Here is an 18,994-nt window from a genome sequence, read left to right on the forward strand (position 1 = left end):
GGAGACGACAGTTCGCGTTCAGCAAACCGGCGATCGGGGTGGGTTTCACAGAGGCTGCTAGCCGCCGGATTTCTTCGCCTTGTAACCGAGCTTGATCAGCTCGGCCAACAGCAACTCGACGTGATCGCCCTGAATCTCGATGACGCCGTCTTTCAGGGCGCCACCCGTGCCACAGCGCTTTTTCAGCGTGGTGGCGAGTTCCTTCAGGGCCTCTTCGGCCAGGGGCACACCGGTGATGGTGGTCACCGTCTTGCCGCCACGGCCTTTGTTCTCGCGTCTAACGCGGGCAATGCCGTCGCCTTCAGGGATCAGGGTCTGTTTGCAGGTACACGAATCCACGGGCTGGCGACAGTCCGGGCAGTGTCGACCTGCGTCGGTGGAAAATACCAAGCCACCAAGGGCGGCGAAGGATGCGGCTTTTTTGGCCACCGGCAATCCTCTTGGGAGGACAAAGACAGATCGCTGCTCGATTCTCGTAAAAAGAACAGGGCATCGACCGCGAAGCCCCACTCAGGCAGGGGCAGCGCTACCGAACCGCAAAGGCGGTTTGGGTGAAAAGTCGCGCAGTGTAACGGCAAAAAGCCGACTTGCTAAGAGCCAAATAGCGCCAATTTATACAACTTTAGCGACGCGAGGCCAGATAGCGCCGCAAGCCCTCTTGAGCGTCCGGGCAGTAAGGCTTTTGTTCAGCTTCCTGCAGAACCATTTCAAGGGGTAAAAACCGTGCTTCCATGACTTCTTCGGGCTGCAGCCGTAATGGGCCATCCCAGACCGCCGAATAGGATTTGCACCAGAGCCGGCTGGCGCCATCCTCGAAGTAGAAATGGTCATGCTCGACCAATTCCACGCCGCCAACCCCGAGCTCTTCTTCCAACTCACGGGCCGCCGAATCGGCGTAACACTCGCCTGCCGCGACCATTCCGCCCGCGGCCGTGTCCCAAAAACCGGGGTACAGGGCTTTGCTCAAGGTACGGCGATGCACACACAGTTCGCCGGCCGAATTGAACAGGAAGATAAAAGTGCAACGGCCGATCAGGCCGCGCTCACGAAGGTCAGACCTGACGAGATGGCCGAGCAGGTTGTCCTGTTCGTCGACCCAACAAATCAGTTCAGCATCAGAGGCCGCGCGGTGCGCGGCCTCATTTTGAGTAGCGTCCATCATCACCCTTGGTTGAGGAGCTGACGCAAGTCGATCACTGCAGCGTTTGCCCGGGAAATATAGTTGGCCATGACCAGCGAGTGGTTGGCGAGAATGCCAAAGCCACTGCCGTTGAGAATCATAGGGCTCCAAACCGGCTCCTGCGAGGCCTCCAGCTCACGAATGATCTGACGCACGCTGACGGTGGCATTTTTCTTGGCCAGCACGTCGGCAAAATCGACTTCAATGGCGCGCAGCAAGTGAGACAAAGCCCACGCCTGGCCACGGGCCTCGTAGAACACGTTGTCGATCTGCATCCATGGGGTTTCCACCACTTCTTCATCGACCTGCGGCACTTCACCCGGCGCCAGGGCTTCGGTTTTGAGTGCTGTGTTCAGCTTGACCCGACCGACACTGGCCGACAGGCGTTGCGACAACGAACCCAAACGAGTGGCGACATCGCCCAGCCAGTTGTTCAGGTTGTCGGCACGCGCATAGAACAGCGCGCCCCTCTGGTTAGGGTCGGACAGACGCGCTTCGTAGCGGCTCAGGGAATTGATGCCTTCCTGGTACTCCGACTCGCTCGATGGCAACACCCAGCTCTTATTGTCAAAGTTAAAGCGTGGCTCGGCCTTGGCCAAATCGGCGTCTTCAGCCGATTGCGACTGGGAACGGGCGAAGTCTTTACGCAGGGCACGGGTCAAGTCACGCACCTGCACCAGCACGCCGTATTCCCAGCTGGGCATGTTGTCCATCCACAGGCCGGGCGGGAAACGGTCGTTGGAAATATAGCCACCGGGCTTGTTCAGCAACGTGCCGACCACAGTCTTGAGGGTTTCGACGGTGGTGTAGCCAATTACCATCTGCTTGCCTTCCTTCTCGGCGGCAAGCTGGGCGTTTTGCTGGACCGGAAACAGCGCCGGCTCTTCGCTCCAGTACCAACCCAGGCCGCCGGTGACCAACAGGTACAAGGCCAGCACGCTGAGCAACGCTTTGCTCATCAGCAGGTTGCGAAAGTAGCCGCGGTGGGTCGGCTTTGGCTCAGGGGCGGGGCCTTTGGCACTGCCTGCACGGTTTTTCCAGTCCAGCATGGCGATATCCTTTCAATCACTTGAGTTCATGCACGTCAATTGTCCGGGTGCGGTCAAACACTCCGACCACAACCCTACCCCATCGTGCCCATCGGTGCGGGCCTTTTAACCAAAGTGGCGCACGGGGCAGGTTCGACTATAAAGATCTTCAACCATAACGCATGCAGGCTTTTTACGCAGCGCGACCATAAGGTCAAAAACTGAATCGCACAGACTTGTACTTAATTGACGTATGACACTCATATAGAAGAAAAGAGGTGCTAGCATAGAGCCATCAGTCGACCTCAGCATGCACCCTAACTAGTAGTCAGGATATGACCGAGTCAGAAGACCCCAGCCGTGAGCGTCTCAAGCAGCACTTTGCCCAGCGGGTAATTCATCAGGCACGTCAAATTCTTGAGATCTGGCAACGCCTGCAGCGAAGTGAATGGTCAAACGCAGATTTGTCCGAACTCAGCGAAGCGAACCTGCGCCTGCTGCGTTTTGCCGAACGCTTCGAACAGCCGGAACACGGCCAGCTCGCGCGGCACATTGGCGAGTCCCTCAAGGTCGTGGACGAGAATCGCGGCCGCCTCAGCAGCCAGGTGATCACCGAACTCAACCGCCTGATGCAGCGCCTGTCCCGCACCGGCCTGCGCCAGGGCGACCAGCTGGAGCAAACGTTCCTGCCGCCGATGCGCAAGCCGATCTACGTCATGCTGGCTGATCACGACCGCGCCGAGCGCCTGGCCAAGCAACTGGAATTCTTCGGCATGAGCGCCCAGTCCCTGGACAGCGTGGCGGCATTCCGTGCGTCACTGGCCGAGCGCCTGCCTTCGGCGATTGTGATGGATGTGGATTTCTGCGGTGCCGGCCTGGGCCTCAAGCTCGCGGCCGAAGCCCAGGAAGGTCTGGAGCAAAAGCTGCCGCTGTTGTTCTTCAGCCTGCACGAAACCGACACCCCGACGCGCCTGGCCGCCGTGCGCGCGGGCGGCCAGGAGTTCCTCACCGGCACGCTGGAAGCCTCCAGCCTGCTGGAAAAGATCGAAGTGCTGACCTGCGTCGCGCAGTACGAGCCTTATAAAGTACTGATCATCGACGACTCACGCGCCCAGGCGTTGCACACCGAGCGCCTGCTCAACAGCGCCGGCATCGTTACGCGCACCCTGATCGAGCCGATCCAGGCCATGGCCGAGCTGGCGGACTTCCAACCGGACCTGATCATCCTCGACATGTACATGCCCGCCTGTACCGGTACCGAACTGGCCAAGGTGATTCGCCACAACGACCGTTATGTCAGCGTGCCCATCATCTACCTGTCGGCCGAAGATGACCTGGACAAGCAGTTGGACGCCATGAGCGAAGGCGGCGATGACTTCCTCACCAAGCCGATCAAGCCGCGCCACCTGATCACCACCGTACGCAACCGCGCCGCCCGCGCGCGCAATCTCAAGGCGCGGATGGTGCGTGACAGCCTGACCGGGCTGTACAACCATACCCACATCCTGCAATTGCTCGAAGACTGCAGCTTTCGCGCACGCCGCGAGAACAAGCCGCTGAGCTTTGCCATGCTCGATATTGACCATTTCAAACGGGTCAATGACAGCCACGGCCACCCCATGGGCGACCGCGTCATCAAAAGCCTGGCGCTGTTTCTCAAGCAACGCCTGCGCAAGACCGACTACATCGGCCGCTACGGCGGTGAAGAATTCGCCATCGTGATGCCCGACACCGACCTGGAATCGGCCTGCAAGGTGCTGGATGAAATCCGTGGGCGCTTTGCCGAAATTCACTACCCCGCCCAACCCCAGGACTTGTGGTGTACCTTCAGCGCCGGGCTGGTGGAGCTGTGCGACGACTCCGACAGCCTGATGATGGCCGCTCAGGCAGACGAGGCGCTGTACCGCGCCAAGGGCGCGGGACGTAACCGTGTACAAGCCGCACGCACGTCAAAGCAAAGTGCCACCTTTTCACCGGAATTCACTGAATCCGTCATAACCCTGTAATGAAAACGCAATAACTTCAGGCACTTATCTTTTGCTGTCGGTTGAAACCACGCATGCGCCTGAAGCTGCTGACCAATCTGAATACCCTTCTTCTAGTGGCCGTGTGCCTGGCACTTGGGGCGACGCTGTGGTGGTCGCAACGCGCACTGGAACGACCTTACTGGCTGATGGAGCGCTACCTGGGCTTGTCGCAAACCTTCCAGAACCAGGCAGCACGCAATATCGACGACTACCTGGCCAGTGGCGACGCCTTGCGTTTGAGTGGCGCCAGCCAGAGCCTGGAAAACCTCTTGCAGCACCTGGATGAATTGCCCGCCGAGCTGGCGCAAACCCTGCGTCCCAGCCTCGCGGATCTGGATGCCTTCAGCAAAACTGACCTGCTCGCCGCCGGCAAACTGGCCGGCGACCCGCAAGCATTGCTGCTGCAAGCCGAGCGAGAATTGAGCGCGAACCTGGAGCAACTCAGCCAGTACGCCATGGGCGTCAACTCGCCCGAGGCAGCCCGTTACTTGCCGCCACTGCTGGCCGCTTCCCAGCACTTGGGCAAGCTGTCCCTGGCACGCGACAAGCTGGTGAGCAGCGGGCGCGCGGAATTGGCCGATGACGTAGAACGCGAAGTCGCCAGTATCCGCACCCAGGCCGACCTGTTGGCGCAGTTACCCTTGCTTGGCGTAAAGGCCAGCGCGGAATCCAGTTCTGATGACTTTTCAGCCATGATGGGCCTTGAAAACAGCGAAAAAGCCGACGTTCAGGACACGGGGGTCGACCTCAAGCGCGAGCTAAACAGCCTGCTGACCCGCTACCCCGCCGAACTCAAGCGCACCCGTGACCAGATCCAGCAGCGCACCGCACTGGCTGCCGGCACCCACCTGAAAATCGCCGCGGTACAACAATCCATTGCTGGCCTGGAACCCGTGGTGCGCGCGCAACACGCCAGGATCCAGGGTGAAGTACGCCTGATGCAAGGGGTGATGATCGGCCTGATCCTGCTGATCGCGCTGCTGATCGACACCCTGCAACGGCGCCTGGCGCGGGTGCTGACCAACCTGGCACCGGCCCTGTCCACCTGGGCCGAGGGCGACTTCAGCCAGCCGATTGCCCTGGGCAAGACCAACCGCGAGTTACACGACATCGAAGCCTCCCTTAACCGCCTGCGCGCTTACCTGGTGGACCTGGTGGGCACTATTCGCGGCAATGCCGAGGAAGTGGCCGGCAGCAGCCGCGCCCTCGCCGAGCTGAGCAGTGGCCTGCATGACGGTGCCGAGCGCCAGGCCGGTGATACCGCGCAGATCCGTGATTCCCTGGGCGAACTGGAAGCCACCATCCAGCAAGTGGCCGGGGATGCCAGCCAGGCAGCCGGCGCCAGTCGCAGCGCGGGTCAAGCCGTGGAACAGGGCCAACGCGTGATCGGCCTGAGCCTGACCGGTTTGCATGCGCTGGTCGGTGAAGTGCAGCAAAACGCGCAGATGATCGAAAAACTCGCCGAAGAATCCGCCACCATCGGCGGCGTACTGACCGTGATTCGCTCGATTGCCGACCAGACCAACCTGCTCGCGCTCAACGCGGCCATCGAGGCAGCGCGGGCCGGTGAAGCCGGGCGCGGGTTTGCCGTAGTCGCTGATGAAGTGCGCTCACTGGCCCAACGCACCGCAGGCGCCACCGCCGAGATCCAGGGCCTGATTGCCGGCCTGCAATCCGCCGCCCACCAATCGGTGCAAGGTATGCGCGCCCAGGTCGAACACGCCGAAGCCACCGCGCAGCAAGCCCAGGCAGCCGACGGTGCCTTGGATGAAATCGTCGGGGCAATCCAGACGATTTCCGACACGGCAGTGCGCATCGCCGATGTGACCGCTCAGCAGAGTGGTGCCGTCAGTGAAATTCGCGATAACAGCGAACGAATCCATCAGTTGGGTGAGGATAATCTGCTGCGTATTGGCCAGGGCCGTCGCCAGGGCGACCACCTGCTGGTGCTGGGTGGGCAGCTCAATACGGCTGTGCAGGCTTTCCGCGTTTAATCCGCTCCAATGCCATGCACAGATCACAATGTGGGAGCGGGCTTGCTCGCGAATGCGGTGGGTCAGTCAATTCATTTCTTACTGATCCACCGCTTTCGCGAGCAAGCCCGCTCCCACATTGGATCTCCTGAGACTTCAGGACCGTGCTACCAATGACCGGAATCCGGGCCACAGTCACAAATTTCGCGCAATCCTCGCTAATCGTGCTGCCTACTGCATAGAACTGGACAGTCACAAACGCTTTGCGGCATAGTCGCCGAGTTCTGCCGTACCCACATCAATAACAAGGAACAGCCGATGGCGACCTTACTGGTTCTTCACGGACCCAATCTGAACCTGCTCGGCACCCGCGAACCGGGCGTCTACGGGGCAGTCACCCTCGATCAGATCAACCTTGATCTGGAGCGACGGGCACGTGAAGCCGGCCACCATTTGCTGTACCTGCAAAGCAATGCCGAGTACGAATTGATTGATCGCATCCATGCCGCGCGCGGCGAAGGCGTGGACTTTATCCTGATCAATCCCGCCGCTTTTACGCATACAAGCGTTGCATTACGTGACGCGCTGCTGGCGGTGAGCATCCCATTTATCGAAGTGCACTTGTCGAACGTGCACAAACGCGAAGCTTTCCGCCATCACTCTTACTTCTCCGACGTAGCGGTAGGAGTGATCTGCGGCCTTGGCGCCAGCGGTTATCGACTGGCCCTGGAGGCCGCCCTGGAACACATTGAACAACCGGCCAAGCGCCCCTGACCGACCCTTGGGAGTTGATGATTCATGGATATCCGTAAAGTTAAGAAACTGATCGAACTGCTGGAAGAATCCGGTATCGACGAGCTGGAAATCAAGGAAGGCGAAGAGTCCGTACGGATCAGCCGTCACAGCAAGACCCCGGCCCAACAGTTCTACGCGCCACAGATGCAAGCTCCAGCGCCTGCTGCCGCTCCGGCCGCCGCACCTGCTGCCGCTGCTCCAGCCGCACCTGCTGCGCCTGTGTTGAACGGCTTCGTGGTCAAGTCGCCAATGGTCGGTACGTTCTACCGCACCCCGGCACCGACCTCGCCAGCCTTCGTTGAAGTCGGCGCAACGGTGAAAGTGGGCGACACCATCTGCATCGTTGAAGCGATGAAGATGATGAACCACATCACCGCTGAGAAAGCCGGCGTCATCGAATCCATTCTGGTAGAAAACGGTCAGCCGGTTGAGTACGACCAGCCGCTGTTCACCATCGTTTGAACCGCGGAGCGCCTTCGATGTTGAAACCTGCGAAGAAACTGCAAAAAGTCCTGATCGCCAACCGCGGCGAGATCGCGCTGCGTATCCTGCGCGCCTGTAAGGAAGAGGGCATCAAGACCGTCGCTGTTTACTCGACGGCCGATACTGAATTGATGCACGTGAAACTGGCGGACGAAAGCATTTGCATCGGCCCGCCACTGGCCACGAACTCGTACCTGAAAGTCTCGAACATCATCGCGGCCGCTGAAGTGACCGGCGCTGATGGCATCCACCCAGGCTACGGCTTCCTCGCGGAAAACGCCGACTTCGCCGAGCAGGTGGAGAAATCCGGGTTTGCCTTCATCGGTCCGAAAGCCGAAACCATTCGCCTGATGGGCGACAAGGTATCGGCCAAAGACGCCATGATCGCTGCCGGCGTGCCAACCGTTCCAGGTTCCGACGGCCCGCTGCCTGAAGACGAGGCAACCGCCCTGCGCATTGGTCGCGAAGTCGGTTACCCGGTGATCATCAAGGCCGCCGGTGGTGGTGGTGGTCGCGGCATGCGCGTCGTGCACAAGGAAGAAGACCTGATCGAAGCCGCCAAGCAGACCCGCTCCGAAGCGGCTGCGTGGTTCGGCAACCCGATGGTCTACCTGGAAAAGTACCTGACCAACCCACGTCACGTGGAAGTGCAGGTGCTGTCCGACGGCCAGGGCCACGCCATCCACCTGGGCGACCGCGATTGCTCGCTGCAACGCCGTCACCAGAAGGTACTGGAAGAAGCGCCGGCACCGGGCCTGGACGAAACGGCTCGCCAGGAAGTCCTGGCTCGCTGCGTCAAGGCGTGCATCGACATCAACTACCGTGGCGCCGGTACCTTTGAGTTCCTCTACGAAAACGGTCGTTTCTACTTCATCGAGATGAACACTCGTGTGCAGGTAGAGCACCCGGTTTCGGAGATGGTCACCGGTATCGACATCGTCAAGGAGATGCTGAGCATCGCCGCCGGTAACGTGCTGTCCTTCACCCAGGACGACGTGAAGATCCACGGCCACTCCCTGGAGTGCCGGATCAACGCCGAAGACCCGAAAACCTTTATCCCAAGCCCTGGCCTGGTCAAGCATTTCCATGCGCCCGGCGGCAACGGCGTACGTGTGGATTCGCACCTGTACAGTGGCTACAAGGTTCCGTCCAACTACGACTCGCTGATCGGCAAGCTGATCACCTGGGGCGCGACTCGCGACGAGGCCATGGCCCGTATGCGTAATGCCCTGGACGAAATCGTGGTTGACGGCATCAAGACCAACATCCCGTTGCATCGGGACCTGGTTCGTGATGAAGGCTTCTGCGAAGGTGGTGTGAACATTCACTACCTGGAACACAAGCTGGCTAACCAGTAAGTGCTCCACCCAACAAAGCCGCCTTCGGGCGGCTTTGTTGTTTGTGGAACACCGTTTTTTTCTGGATAGACACATTACCCCTGTGGGAGGGGCTTGCTCGCGAAGGCGGCGGGTCAGCGGGAACATAAGGCGACTGACCCGACGCCTTCGCGAGCAAGCCCGCTCCCACATTTGGACCGAGTGCGGTCAGTGGTGTCGTCTTCTGCCCGCCGCTCGCGTAAACTTGCGCGCTTTCGCGACCCAGCCGTCGCACACTCATTTTTTTCAAAGGTGCCCGCCATGCCTTGGCTGCAAGTCCGTCTCGCCATCAGCCCAGAACAAGCCGAAACCTACGAAGACGCTTTCCTCGAAGTGGGCGCTGTCTCGGTCACCTTTATGGACGCCGAAGACCAACCGATCTTCGAACCCGAACTCAACACCACGCCACTCTGGTCCCACACCCATTTGCTGGCCCTGTTCGAAGACGGCACCGATGCCGCCGCCGTGCTGGCCCATATGGAACTGCTCACCGGCGGCCCGCTGCCGGAGCATCACAGTGAAATCATTGAAGACCAGGACTGGGAACGCAGTTGGATGGACAACTTCCAGCCCATGCGTTTCGGCCAGCGCCTGTGGATCGTACCCAGCTGGCACGCCGCCCCTGAACCGGAGGCAGTCAACCTGCTGCTGGACCCGGGCCTGGCGTTCGGCACCGGCACTCACCCCACCACCGCGCTGTGCCTGGAATGGCTCGACGGCCAGGACCTGACTGACTGCAACGTGCTGGATTTCGGCTGTGGCTCGGGGATCCTGGCGATTGCCGCACTATTGCTGGGCGCCAAGGAAGCTGTCGGCACCGACATCGACGTGCAAGCCCTGGAAGCCTCCCGCGATAACGCCGGGCGCAACCATATTCCTGAAGGCAAATTCCCACTGTACCTGCCGGAGCAATTGCCCCAGGTACAGGCCGATGTGCTGGTGGCGAATATCCTCGCCGGGCCGCTGGTGTCCCTGGCGCCGCAGTTGTCGAGCCTGGTCAAGCCAGGTGGGCGTTTGGCGCTGTCGGGCATTCTCGCCGAGCAAGGCGAAGACGTGGCGGCAGCCTATGCTCAGGACTTCGAGCTGGACCCGATCGCTAACCGTGACGGCTGGGTACGCATCAGTGGTCGTCGGCGCTAGAATGGGCGCCTGCCTGAATCGGATGGCCGCATGACTGACAGCTTCGTCACCCAGTGCCCGCATTGCCAAGCCCGCTTTCGCGTCAGCCACGCTCAATTAAGCGTGGCCCGTGGCGTGGTTCGCTGCGGCTCGTGCCTGCAAGTGTTCAACGCCGCTCGCCAGTTGCTGGAGCAGCGTGCCGGCGCACCTGCGCCGCAAGTTACACAGCCAGCTCCCGCCGAGCCAGCCGCAGGACAGGCTCCCGAGGCAGCCCCCCAGACACCGCGAGCCATCAGCCAGAAGCAGTGGACCGCCGAAGAGCTGGACCTGGACAACCTTGACCTGGACGAAGAACTGGCCAAGCTGGAGCGCCGCGAGATTCAGCACACCCTGCCGCCAGGCGCGGAGCGTCGCCAAGCAGGTGCCGACCGTCGGCAAAAGGAAGATGCCCTCAGCGCCAGCCGTGACACCGTCAAGGCCGAGGAAGAAAAGTGGGCCGCCAGCCTGTTCAGCGAACCGCCCGAGGAACGCGTCCAAGCCCCCGAAGACGAACCCGAACCGGTCAAGGCACCTGCGACCAAGCAGCGCACCGAGCCGTCCATGTCGTTTCATAGTGACGACATTGACGATGAACCCTCGCGGCACTCAACGATTGACGATGACGATATCGACCCGCCGTTCACGCCGCTGACCGCTGCCGCGGACGAGCCTGAACCCGAAGAACGCCCACAACCGCGTCGCCAACGCCCACGCCCGGAAGCCAGCGTTCACGACGATGTACTCCAGGACCTGGAAGACGACCCGCTGCATCTTTATGCGCAGAAACGTCCGTCAGGCTGGGGCCGTCGTCTCATCTGGACACTCCTGGTATTGCTGGCTGCCGCTGGCCTGGCGGGCCAGTACGTCGCCTATCAATTCGGCGACCTTGCCCGCCAAGACGCTTACCGCCCCTGGTTCCAGCAACTGTGCCCAACACTGGGCTGCACCGTGCCATCACGGGTCGATATCGCGCACATCAAGAGCAGTAACCTGGTGGTGCGCAGCAACCCGGAGTTTGCCGGGGCGCTGGTGGTGGACGCCATCATCTATAACCGTGCGACGTTCTCCCAGCCTTTCCCGCTGCTGGAGCTGCGTTTTGCCGACTTGAACGGCAGCCTGATTGCCAGTCGTCGCTTCAAACCCGGCGAATACCTGAGTGGTGAACTGGCCGGTGTGAGCGAGATGCCTTCACAGACCCCGATCCATATCTCCCTGGACATCCTCGACCCGGGCAATAAAGCCGTGAATTACAGCCTGAGTTTCCACTCGCCCGAGTGAGCCGGTTCACGTTCCGAGGTTTGACGGCAAATTATTGACTGCCCCGCCACCTACCAAACCGGTGGCGATAAAGAAATAACTGTTCAGATTTTATCCAATTCAGCCTTTATCCAGTCATCGAGAGCGGGTATCATGCCAACCCTTTTTCGAACTCTAATGATCCGGCCCCACAACAGGGAAGTCCTATGTCGGCGGTACGCATCGGCCCATACACATTGCCAAACGGTTTGATTCTCGCCCCGATGGCGGGCGTCACCGACCAGCCCTTTCGTCAGCTGTGCAAGCGTTTGGGCGCGGGTCTAGTAGTCTCTGAAATGGTCACCAGCGACATGAGCCTGTGGAACACCCGCAAATCGCGGATGCGCATGATCCACGAAGGTGATCCCGAGCCCCGCTCGGTACAGATCGCCGGTGGTGATGCACAAATGCTGGCGGATGCAGCACGGGCCAACGTGGAGCTGGGCGCACAGATCATCGATATCAACATGGGCTGCCCGGCCAAGAAGGTCTGCAACAAGGCCGCCGGTTCCGCGCTGTTGAAAGATGAGCAATTGGTCGCCGAGATCCTGCAGGCCGTTGTCGCCGCAGTGGATGTGCCGGTCACCCTGAAGATTCGTACCGGTTGGGACCGGGACAACAAGAACGGCCTGACGGTGGCGAAGATTGCCGAACAGGCAGGCATTACAGCGTTGGCGGTGCACGGCCGCACCCGCGCCGACCTTTACACCGGTGAAGCCGAGTACGACACCATTGCCGCGATCAAGCAGGCGGTGTCGATGCCGGTGTTTGCCAATGGCGATATCGACTCAGCCGAGAAAGCCCGGCGCGTGCTGCACGCAACCGGTGCCGATGGCTTGTTGATTGGCCGGGCCGCCCAGGGGCGGCCATGGATTTTTCGTGAGATCGAGCATTTTCTGCGTACCGGCGAAGTGTTGCCGGCACCGGAGCTGATCGAGGTGGAACGTATTCTGCTAGAGCATCTGGCCGCCCTGCACGCTTTCTATGGAGACGTGATGGGAGTACGCATTGCTCGCAAGCATGTCGGCTGGTATCTCGCAACCTTGCCGGGCGCCAGGGAGTTTCGCGCCCACTTCAATCGTTTGGATGATACGGAAGCACAGTGCGCCAACGTTCGTGAGTTTTTCAGCGAACGTTACAAGAGCCTGGGGACAGGGGACGGAGAGGGGGTGGCCGCATGACGATGATGACCGAGACTTTAGTGAGTGGAACAACACCCGTGAGCGACAACGTCAATTTGAAACAGCACCTGAACACGCCGAGCGAAGAAGGCCAGACCCTTCGCGGGAGTGTCGAGAAGGCGTTGCACAATTATTTCGCCCACCTTGAGGGCGCTTCCGTCACGGACGTGTACAACCTGGTGCTCTCCGAAGTCGAAGCGCCCTTGCTTGAAAGCGTGATGAACTACGTCAAGGGCAACCAGACCAAAGCCAGTGAGCTGCTGGGCCTCAATCGTGGCACCTTGCGCAAAAAGCTCAAGCAGTACGATTTGCTGTAAGCATTCAATCAAACCAGAAAGGCGCCCGCGTAAAAACGGACGCCTTTTTTGCTGACTCCTTTGCTTTTGATGGAAATTGAAATGACCGACCAGACTACCCGCCTGCCGATCCGCCGTGCCTTGATCAGCGTCTCCGACAAGACCGGGATCCTCGAATTTGCCCGGGAGCTGGAAGCCCTGGGCGTGGAAATCCTCTCCACGGGCGGGACCTTCAAACTGCTGCAGGACAACGGCGTGGCCGCAGTAGAAGTCGCGGACTACACCGGTTTCGCAGAAATGATGGACGGTCGGGTCAAGACCCTGCACCCGAAAATCCACGGCGGGATCCTCGGTCGTCGCGGTATCGACGACGCCATCATGACCGAACACGGCATCAAGCCGATCGACCTGGTGGCCGTTAACCTTTACCCGTTCGAAGCCACCATCAACAAGCCAGGCTGCGACCTGCCGACCGCCATCGAAAACATCGATATCGGCGGCCCGACCATGGTTCGCTCCGCGGCCAAGAACCACAAAGACGTGGCCATCGTGGTTAACGCCAGCGACTACGCCAACGTGCTCGAAAGCCTGAAAGCCGGCGGCCTGACCTACGCCCAGCGTTTCGACCTGATGCTCAAGGCGTTCGAACACACTGCCGCCTACGATGGCATGATCGCCAACTACATGGGCACCGTGAACCAGGCCGCCGAGACCCTCAGCACAGAAGGCCGTAGCCAGTTCCCGCGCACCTTCAACAGCCAGTTCATCAAGGCCCAGGAAATGCGCTACGGCGAGAACCCGCACCAGAGCGCGGCGTTCTACGTGGAAGCCAAACCGGCCGAAGTCGGCATCGCCACCGCGACCCAACTGCAAGGCAAAGAGCTGTCCTACAACAACGTGGCCGACACCGACGCCGCGCTGGAATGTGTGAAGAGCTTCGTCAAGCCGGCCTGCGTGATCGTCAAGCACGCCAACCCGTGTGGCGTGGCCGTGAGCCCGGACGCTGAAGGCGGTATCCGCCAGGCGTACGAACTGGCCTACGCCACCGACACCGAATCCGCCTTCGGCGGCATCATCGCCTTCAACCGCGAGCTGGATGCAGAAACCGCCAAAGCCATCGTCGAGCGTCAGTTCGTCGAAGTGATCATCGCCCCTTCCGTAAGTGAAGAAGCCCGCGCCATTGTTGCCGCCAAAGCCAACGTGCGCCTGCTGGCCTGTGGCGAGTGGTCGGCTGACCGCGCTGCTGCCTGGGACTACAAGCGCGTCAACGGCGGCTTGCTGGTACAGAGCCGCGACATCGGCATGATCGGCAGCGAAGACCTCAAAGTCGTCACCCAACGCGCCCCAACCGAGCAAGAGATCCACGACCTGATCTTCGCCTGGAAAGTCGCCAAGTACGTTAAGTCCAACGCCATCGTCTACGCCAAGAACCGCCAGACCATCGGTGTCGGCGCCGGCCAGATGAGCCGTGTGAACTCGGCACGTATCGCCGCGATCAAGGCTGAGCACGCGGGTTTGCAAGTCGCCGGTTCGGTGATGGCTTCCGACGCGTTCTTCCCGTTCCGCGACGGCCTGGACAATGCTGCGAAAGCCGGTGTTACCGCCGTGATCCAACCGGGCGGTTCGATGCGTGATGCAGAAGTGATTGCCGCAGCCGACGAAGCCGGTATCGCCATGGTGTTCACCGGTATGCGCCACTTCCGTCACTGATCCACTGGCGTGGAGCGGCAAAATTCAAGCTGCAAGCAACAAGTAAAAGCAGGTCTTTGCAACTTTTGATATTGCTTGCAGTTTCTAAAATTCATAGCCGCATGCTGCACTTTAGAGCAACACAGAATGCTCTAACTTGCAGCTTACAGCTCGTAACTTCCTCCGAAGGAGTCTGACTTGAACGTCCTCATCATTGGCAGCGGTGGCCGTGAACACGCCCTGGCCTGGAAAGTTGCCCAGGACCCGCGTGTCCAGAAAGTTTTCGTCGCACCCGGCAACGCCGGCACCGCCATTGAAGCCAAGTGTGAAAACGTCGCCATCGACGTGCTGGCCCTGGAGCAGCTTGCTGATTTTGCCGAGAAAAACGTTTCCCTGACCATCGTCGGTCCGGAAGTGCCGTTGGTTGCCGGCGTCGTGGACCTGTTCCGCAGCCGTGGCCTGGATTGCTTCGGCCCTACCGCCGGCGCTGCACAGCTGGAAGGTTCCAAGGCGTTCACTAAGGATTTCCTGGCACGCCACAAGATCCCGACTGCCGACTACCAGAACTTCACCGAGATCGAGCCGGCCCTGGCTTACCTGCGTGAAAAAGGCGCACCGATCGTGATCAAGGCCGACGGCCTGGCCGCCGGTAAAGGCGTGATCGTTGCGATGACCCTGCAAGAAGCCGAAGACGCCGTGCGCGACATGCTCGCCGGTAACGCTTTCGGTGAAGCCGGTTCCCGCGTCGTCATCGAAGAGTTCCTCGACGGCGAAGAAGCCAGCTTTATCGTAATGGTCGACGGCAAAAACGTTCTGCCGATGGCCACCAGCCAGGACCACAAACGCGTCGGCGACGGCGACACTGGCCCGAACACCGGCGGCATGGGTGCTTACTCCCCTGCCCCAGTGGTCACCGCCGAAGTACACAAGCGTGTGATGGACCTGGTGATCTGGCCGACCGTGCGCGGCATGGCCGACGAAGGCAACGTGTACACCGGCTTTCTGTACGCCGGCCTGATGATCGACAAAGCCGGTAACCCGAAAGTCATCGAGTTCAACTGCCGCTTCGGCGACCCGGAAACCCAACCGGTGATGCTGCGCTTGCAGTCGAGCCTGGTGCTGCTGGTGGAAGCGGCCCTGGCCCAGGCGCTGGACAAGGTTGAAGCACAGTGGGACCCACGTCCGAGCGTCGGCATTGTGCTGGCGGCCGGTGGTTACCCTGCCGACTACGCCAAAGGCGATGTGATTGAAGGCCTGGACGCAGCTGCTACGCTGGAAGGCAAGGTGTTCCATGCCGGCACCGCGCTCAAGGATGGCAACGTTGTAACCGCAGGTGGCCGTGTGTTGTGCGCCACCGCAATGGGTGCCAGTGTCGACGCCGCGCAACAACAGGCGTACAAACTGGCCGCGAAAATCGACTGGAAAGGTTGCTTCTACCGCACAGACATTGGCTACCGTGCCATTGCCCGTGAACGTGGCGAGAACAGCTGAACAGCTACACTTGAGTAGCTATCCGTTCGGTTAGGCAAGGGCCTCTGGCCCTTGCCCTACACATGTCGCCCCGCGCATAGTTAACCCGTGCATCAACCTACGAAGGGATTTCGCCGTGCGCTGGCTCAGGATCGCCATAGGTTTCACAGTCAGTTTGCTGACCCTGCTCTGCTTGTTCCCGGCCCAGGCCGCCGCGCAAGGCAGTGGTTGGGCAGTATTGCTTGATGAACAGGCCGACCTGCAGTTGAGCGACATTCGCTCCCCCCGCTACACCAATCAATTCAGCCCCATCGAACTGGACCGGATTACCGCCGCGGAGCCGGACGGTGCGTTGTGGGTACGCTTCAAGCTGCAACCCGGCAAGCACGAGCAAGTGCTGCGGGTATTCGCCCCGGACCTGTCCCACCTGAGCCTCTATGTACTGGACGGCGACACCCTGGTGGAACAACAAAGCACCGGCACTCGCCAACCCCAGGCGGAACGCCCGCTGCCCAGCAGCGATTTCATGCTGCCGATGCCCCAGAGCCAGAAGCCTCTGGAGGTGTATCTGCGCCTGGTTTCGGAACACGAGCTGCGCCCCTATATCACCCTGGAACCGGCCGTACTCGCCGCCGCCGATCAGACCCAGACACTGATCTACGGCCTGCTGTTCGGCTGCCTGCTGATGCTGATCCTGCACAACCTCACACGCTTCGCTTACCACCGCTCACGCAGCAGCCTATGGCTGGCGGCCTGCGAGCTGCTGTTGATGCTGAGCCTGGCATTGTTGCTCAACCTGGTGGGGCCGTGGCTGCCGAACTGGCATGCGATCCAGACCCCGGGCGCCTACCTGGCCCTGCTGCTGACCGCCCCCTGCGGGTTGATGTTTGCCTACCGATTCTTCATGCCTTTGGGCCCGCACCCGCTGAACAAGCTGTTGATGGCCGACATCCTGCTGATCGTGCTGTGCGGCCTGCTGCTGTTGTTCGTCAACACCTTGCCGCTGAACATCATCACCTACGCCCTGGTGGCCCTGGCCGGGCTGAGCATGTTGTTTGTCTCGGCCTGTCACTGGCAGAAAGGCTACCGGCCGGCACGCTTGTTCGTGGTAGCGATGGTGGTGTTCAACATCGGTACGCTGATCATCCTCCCTGCCCTGCTCGGCCTGACGCTGGTGGCGCCGCAAGGTTTAATCGTCACGTTGCTCGGGTTTATCTGCCTCAGCGGCCTGCTGATGAGCCTGGCCCTGGGCGAACGCCAGCGCGCGATTGTCGAGGCCCGCTTCAGCCTCAGCCGTGATCTGGCGGCCAGCAATGCCGAAATCGCCGCCAAGGCCGAGTTCCTGGCGAAGATCAGCCACGAAATCCGCACGCCCATGAACGGTGTGCTGGGCATGACCGAGTTGCTGCTGGGCACGCCGCTGTCGGTGAAACAGCGTGACTACGTGCAAACCATCCACAGCGCCGGTAATGAACTGCTGACGCTGATCAACGAGATCCTCGACATCTCCAAGCTGGAGTCCGGGCAGATCGAGCTGGACGACGTGCAATTCGACCTCAACGCCCTGATCGATGACTGCTTGAGTATCTTCCGCGCCAAGGCCGAGCAGCAGAACGTCGAACTGATCAGCTTCATCCAGCCCCAAGTGCCGCGAGTGATCAGCGGCGACCCGACGCGCCTGCGCCAGGCACTGTTAAGCCTGCTGGAAAACGCCCTGCAAAAAACCGATGAAGGTGAAGTGCTGATCGTCGTCGCCCTCGACGAACGCAGCACCAAGCCGCGCCTGCGCATTGCCGTGCAGGACAGCGGCCTGCCGATGGAGGCCGCCGAGCGCGACGCGTTGCTGCACAGCGAACTGCACAGCAAGAACTTCCTCTCGGCCACGCGCTTGAGCGGCCACCTGGGCCTGGTGATCGCGCGTCAACTGATCCTGTTGATGAACGGCGAGTTCGGCATCAAGAGTGGCAGCCACCAAGGCAGCACCCTGTGGCTGACCCTGCCATTGGACCCGGAACGCCTGGAACATCCGACGTCCGACCTCGACGGCCCGCTCAAAGGCGCTCGGGTGTTGGTGGTGGACGACAACGACACCTGTCGCAAAGTGCTGGTGCAGCAATGCACGGCCTGGGGTCTGAACGTCAGCGCCGTGCCGTCCGGCAAAGAGGCCCTGGCGCTGCTGCGCACCAAAGCTCACCTGCGCGATTACTTCGACGTGGTGCTGCTGGACCAGAACATGCCCGGCATGACCGGTATGCAACTGGCGGCAAAGATCAAGGAAGACCCGAGCCTTAACCACGACATCCTGCTGATCATGCTCACCGGCATCAGCAATGCACCGAGCAAGATCATCGCGCGCAACTGCGGCATCAAGCGCATCCTCGCCAAACCGGTGGCGGGCTACACGCTCAAGACCACCCTGGCCGACGAACTGACCCAGCGCAGTAAAGGCGCCGTGCAGCCGCGCCCCGCCCTCAGCACACCGACAGCCGTGACCGTGCCCAGCGACTTCCGCATCCTGGTGGCTGAAGACAACAGCATCTCCACCAAAGTGATTCGCGGCATGTTGGGCAAGCTCAACCTCAACCCGGACACCGCCAGCAACGGCGAAGAAGCGCTGGAGGCGATGAAAGCCCAGCGTTACGACCTGGTATTGATGGACTGTGAAATGCCGATCCTCGATGGCTTCTCCGCCACTCAGCAACTGCGGGCGTGGGAAGTCAGCCACCAACGCATTCGCACACCGGTGGTGGCACTCACCGCACACATCCTCTCGGAACATAAAGAGCGCGCGCGCCAGGCCGGGATGGATGGGCATATGGCCAAGCCAGTGGAGTTGTCGCAGTTGCGCGAGCTGGTTGAGTTCTGGGTGGCGCAGCGTCAACAGCGCCCTGAGCACGCACCTTCCTGACCTGAAACACAAACCAAATGTGGGAGCGGGCTTGCTCGCGAATGCAGTGTGTCAGTCAATGCATCTTTAACTGATCCAGCGCATTCGCGAGCAAGCCCGCTCCCACCTATGATCTGCGCCGCCTGATAGACTCT

At 60.7% G+C, this 18,994-nt stretch carries 15 protein-coding genes; 12 read left to right on the forward strand and 3 right to left on the reverse strand.

The window, feature by feature from the left end; all coding sequences use genetic code 11:
• Positions 1 to 57: 57 nt before the first annotated feature.
• The 3 genes from ACI77D_RS00265 to ACI77D_RS00275 form a co-directional block, all read right to left on the reverse strand.
• A complete protein-coding gene (locus ACI77D_RS00265; RefSeq protein ID WP_064450490.1) occupies positions 58 to 429 on the reverse strand; it encodes a translation initiation factor Sui1 in 372 nt (123 codons plus the stop codon).
• Positions 430 to 622: 193 nt separating this feature from the next.
• Positions 623 to 1,159, reverse strand: a complete 537-nt coding sequence (locus ACI77D_RS00270) for an NUDIX hydrolase (RefSeq protein ID WP_064450489.1) — start codon at positions 1,157 to 1,159, stop codon at positions 623 to 625.
• 2 nt (positions 1,160 to 1,161) lie between these two features.
• Positions 1,162 to 2,139, reverse strand: a complete 978-nt coding sequence (locus ACI77D_RS00275; RefSeq protein WP_407015981.1) for a DUF2333 family protein — start codon at positions 2,137 to 2,139, stop codon at positions 1,162 to 1,164.
• A gap of 404 nt (positions 2,140 to 2,543) precedes the next feature.
• Here ACI77D_RS00275 and ACI77D_RS00280 point away from each other — a divergent pair, with 404 nt between their 5' ends.
• The 12 genes from ACI77D_RS00280 (at position 2,544) to ACI77D_RS00335 (ending at position 18,860) form a co-directional block, all read left to right on the forward strand.
• On the forward strand, positions 2,544 to 4,214 hold the full coding sequence (locus ACI77D_RS00280; RefSeq protein ID WP_064450487.1) for a PleD family two-component system response regulator: 1,671 nt from the start codon (positions 2,544 to 2,546) through the stop codon (positions 4,212 to 4,214).
• A 53-nt stretch (positions 4,215 to 4,267) separates the two neighbouring features.
• Positions 4,268 to 6,229 (forward strand): methyl-accepting chemotaxis protein, encoded by a 1,962-nt coding sequence (locus tag ACI77D_RS00285; RefSeq protein WP_221293805.1) that lies wholly within the window; start codon positions 4,268 to 4,270, stop codon positions 6,227 to 6,229.
• A 297-nt stretch (positions 6,230 to 6,526) separates the two neighbouring features.
• Positions 6,527 to 6,982, forward strand: coding sequence for a type II 3-dehydroquinate dehydratase (gene aroQ / locus ACI77D_RS00290; RefSeq protein ID WP_016972516.1), 456 nt, complete (start codon positions 6,527 to 6,529; stop codon positions 6,980 to 6,982).
• 24 nt (positions 6,983 to 7,006) lie between these two features.
• On the forward strand, positions 7,007 to 7,465 hold the full coding sequence (accB, locus tag ACI77D_RS00295; RefSeq protein ID WP_064450485.1) for an acetyl-CoA carboxylase biotin carboxyl carrier protein: 459 nt from the start codon (positions 7,007 to 7,009) through the stop codon (positions 7,463 to 7,465).
• Between the two features lie 17 nt (positions 7,466 to 7,482).
• A complete protein-coding gene (gene accC / locus ACI77D_RS00300; protein WP_017136745.1) occupies positions 7,483 to 8,844 on the forward strand; it encodes an acetyl-CoA carboxylase biotin carboxylase subunit in 1,362 nt (453 codons plus the stop codon).
• Positions 8,845 to 9,123: 279 nt separating this feature from the next.
• A complete protein-coding gene (prmA, locus tag ACI77D_RS00305) occupies positions 9,124 to 10,002 on the forward strand; it encodes a 50S ribosomal protein L11 methyltransferase (RefSeq protein WP_064450484.1) in 879 nt (292 codons plus the stop codon).
• A gap of 30 nt (positions 10,003 to 10,032) precedes the next feature.
• The gene (locus ACI77D_RS00310) at positions 10,033 to 11,298 is read left to right on the forward strand and encodes a DUF3426 domain-containing protein (RefSeq protein WP_262666912.1); all 1,266 of its coding nucleotides are present in this window, start codon (positions 10,033 to 10,035) and stop codon (positions 11,296 to 11,298) included.
• 185 nt (positions 11,299 to 11,483) lie between these two features.
• Positions 11,484 to 12,497, forward strand: a complete 1,014-nt coding sequence (dusB, locus tag ACI77D_RS00315) for a tRNA dihydrouridine synthase DusB (protein ID WP_064450482.1) — start codon at positions 11,484 to 11,486, stop codon at positions 12,495 to 12,497.
• Positions 12,494 to 12,814, forward strand: coding sequence for a DNA-binding transcriptional regulator Fis (gene fis, locus ACI77D_RS00320; protein WP_002555375.1), 321 nt, complete (start codon positions 12,494 to 12,496; stop codon positions 12,812 to 12,814). The genes dusB and fis overlap by 4 nt, the downstream gene beginning before the upstream one ends.
• An 81-nt stretch (positions 12,815 to 12,895) precedes the next feature.
• Positions 12,896 to 14,503, forward strand: coding sequence for a bifunctional phosphoribosylaminoimidazolecarboxamide formyltransferase/IMP cyclohydrolase (gene purH / locus ACI77D_RS00325; protein ID WP_128591460.1), 1,608 nt, complete (start codon positions 12,896 to 12,898; stop codon positions 14,501 to 14,503).
• Positions 14,504 to 14,680: 177 nt separating this feature from the next.
• Positions 14,681 to 15,973 carry a phosphoribosylamine--glycine ligase gene (gene purD / locus ACI77D_RS00330; protein ID WP_064450480.1) on the forward strand — a complete coding sequence of 431 codons (1,293 nt, stop codon included), beginning with the start codon at positions 14,681 to 14,683 and terminating at the stop codon, positions 15,971 to 15,973.
• A 115-nt stretch (positions 15,974 to 16,088) separates the two neighbouring features.
• A complete protein-coding gene (locus tag ACI77D_RS00335) occupies positions 16,089 to 18,860 on the forward strand; it encodes a response regulator (protein WP_407015851.1) in 2,772 nt (923 codons plus the stop codon).
• The last annotated feature ends 134 nt before the right edge of the window (positions 18,861 to 18,994 follow it).

Origin of the sequence: Pseudomonas sp. O39, assembly GCF_045447295.1 — a bacterium.
Lineage (GTDB): Bacteria > Pseudomonadota > Gammaproteobacteria > Pseudomonadales > Pseudomonadaceae > Aquipseudomonas > Aquipseudomonas antarctica_A.

Coding starts and splice junctions, on each gene's coding strand:
- ACI77D_RS00270 (WP_064450489.1), bottom strand. CDS start 1,159: ATGGACGCTACTCAAAATGAGGCCGCGCACCGCGCGGCCTCTGATGCT.
- ACI77D_RS00275 (WP_407015981.1), bottom strand. CDS start 2,139: ATGAGCAAAGCGTTGCTCAGCGTGCTGGCCTTGTACCTGTTGGTCACC.
- ACI77D_RS00280 (WP_064450487.1), top strand. CDS start 2,544: ATGACCGAGTCAGAAGACCCCAGCCGTGAGCGTCTCAAGCAGCACTTT.
- ACI77D_RS00285 (WP_221293805.1), top strand. CDS start 4,268: ATGCGCCTGAAGCTGCTGACCAATCTGAATACCCTTCTTCTAGTGGCC.
- aroQ (WP_016972516.1), top strand. CDS start 6,527: ATGGCGACCTTACTGGTTCTTCACGGACCCAATCTGAACCTGCTCGGC.
- accB (WP_064450485.1), top strand. CDS start 7,007: ATGGATATCCGTAAAGTTAAGAAACTGATCGAACTGCTGGAAGAATCC.
- accC (WP_017136745.1), top strand. CDS start 7,483: ATGTTGAAACCTGCGAAGAAACTGCAAAAAGTCCTGATCGCCAACCGC.
- prmA (WP_064450484.1), top strand. CDS start 9,124: ATGCCTTGGCTGCAAGTCCGTCTCGCCATCAGCCCAGAACAAGCCGAA.
- ACI77D_RS00310 (WP_262666912.1), top strand. CDS start 10,033: ATGACTGACAGCTTCGTCACCCAGTGCCCGCATTGCCAAGCCCGCTTT.
- dusB (WP_064450482.1), top strand. CDS start 11,484: ATGTCGGCGGTACGCATCGGCCCATACACATTGCCAAACGGTTTGATT.
- fis (WP_002555375.1), top strand. CDS start 12,494: ATGACGATGATGACCGAGACTTTAGTGAGTGGAACAACACCCGTGAGC.
- purH (WP_128591460.1), top strand. CDS start 12,896: ATGACCGACCAGACTACCCGCCTGCCGATCCGCCGTGCCTTGATCAGC.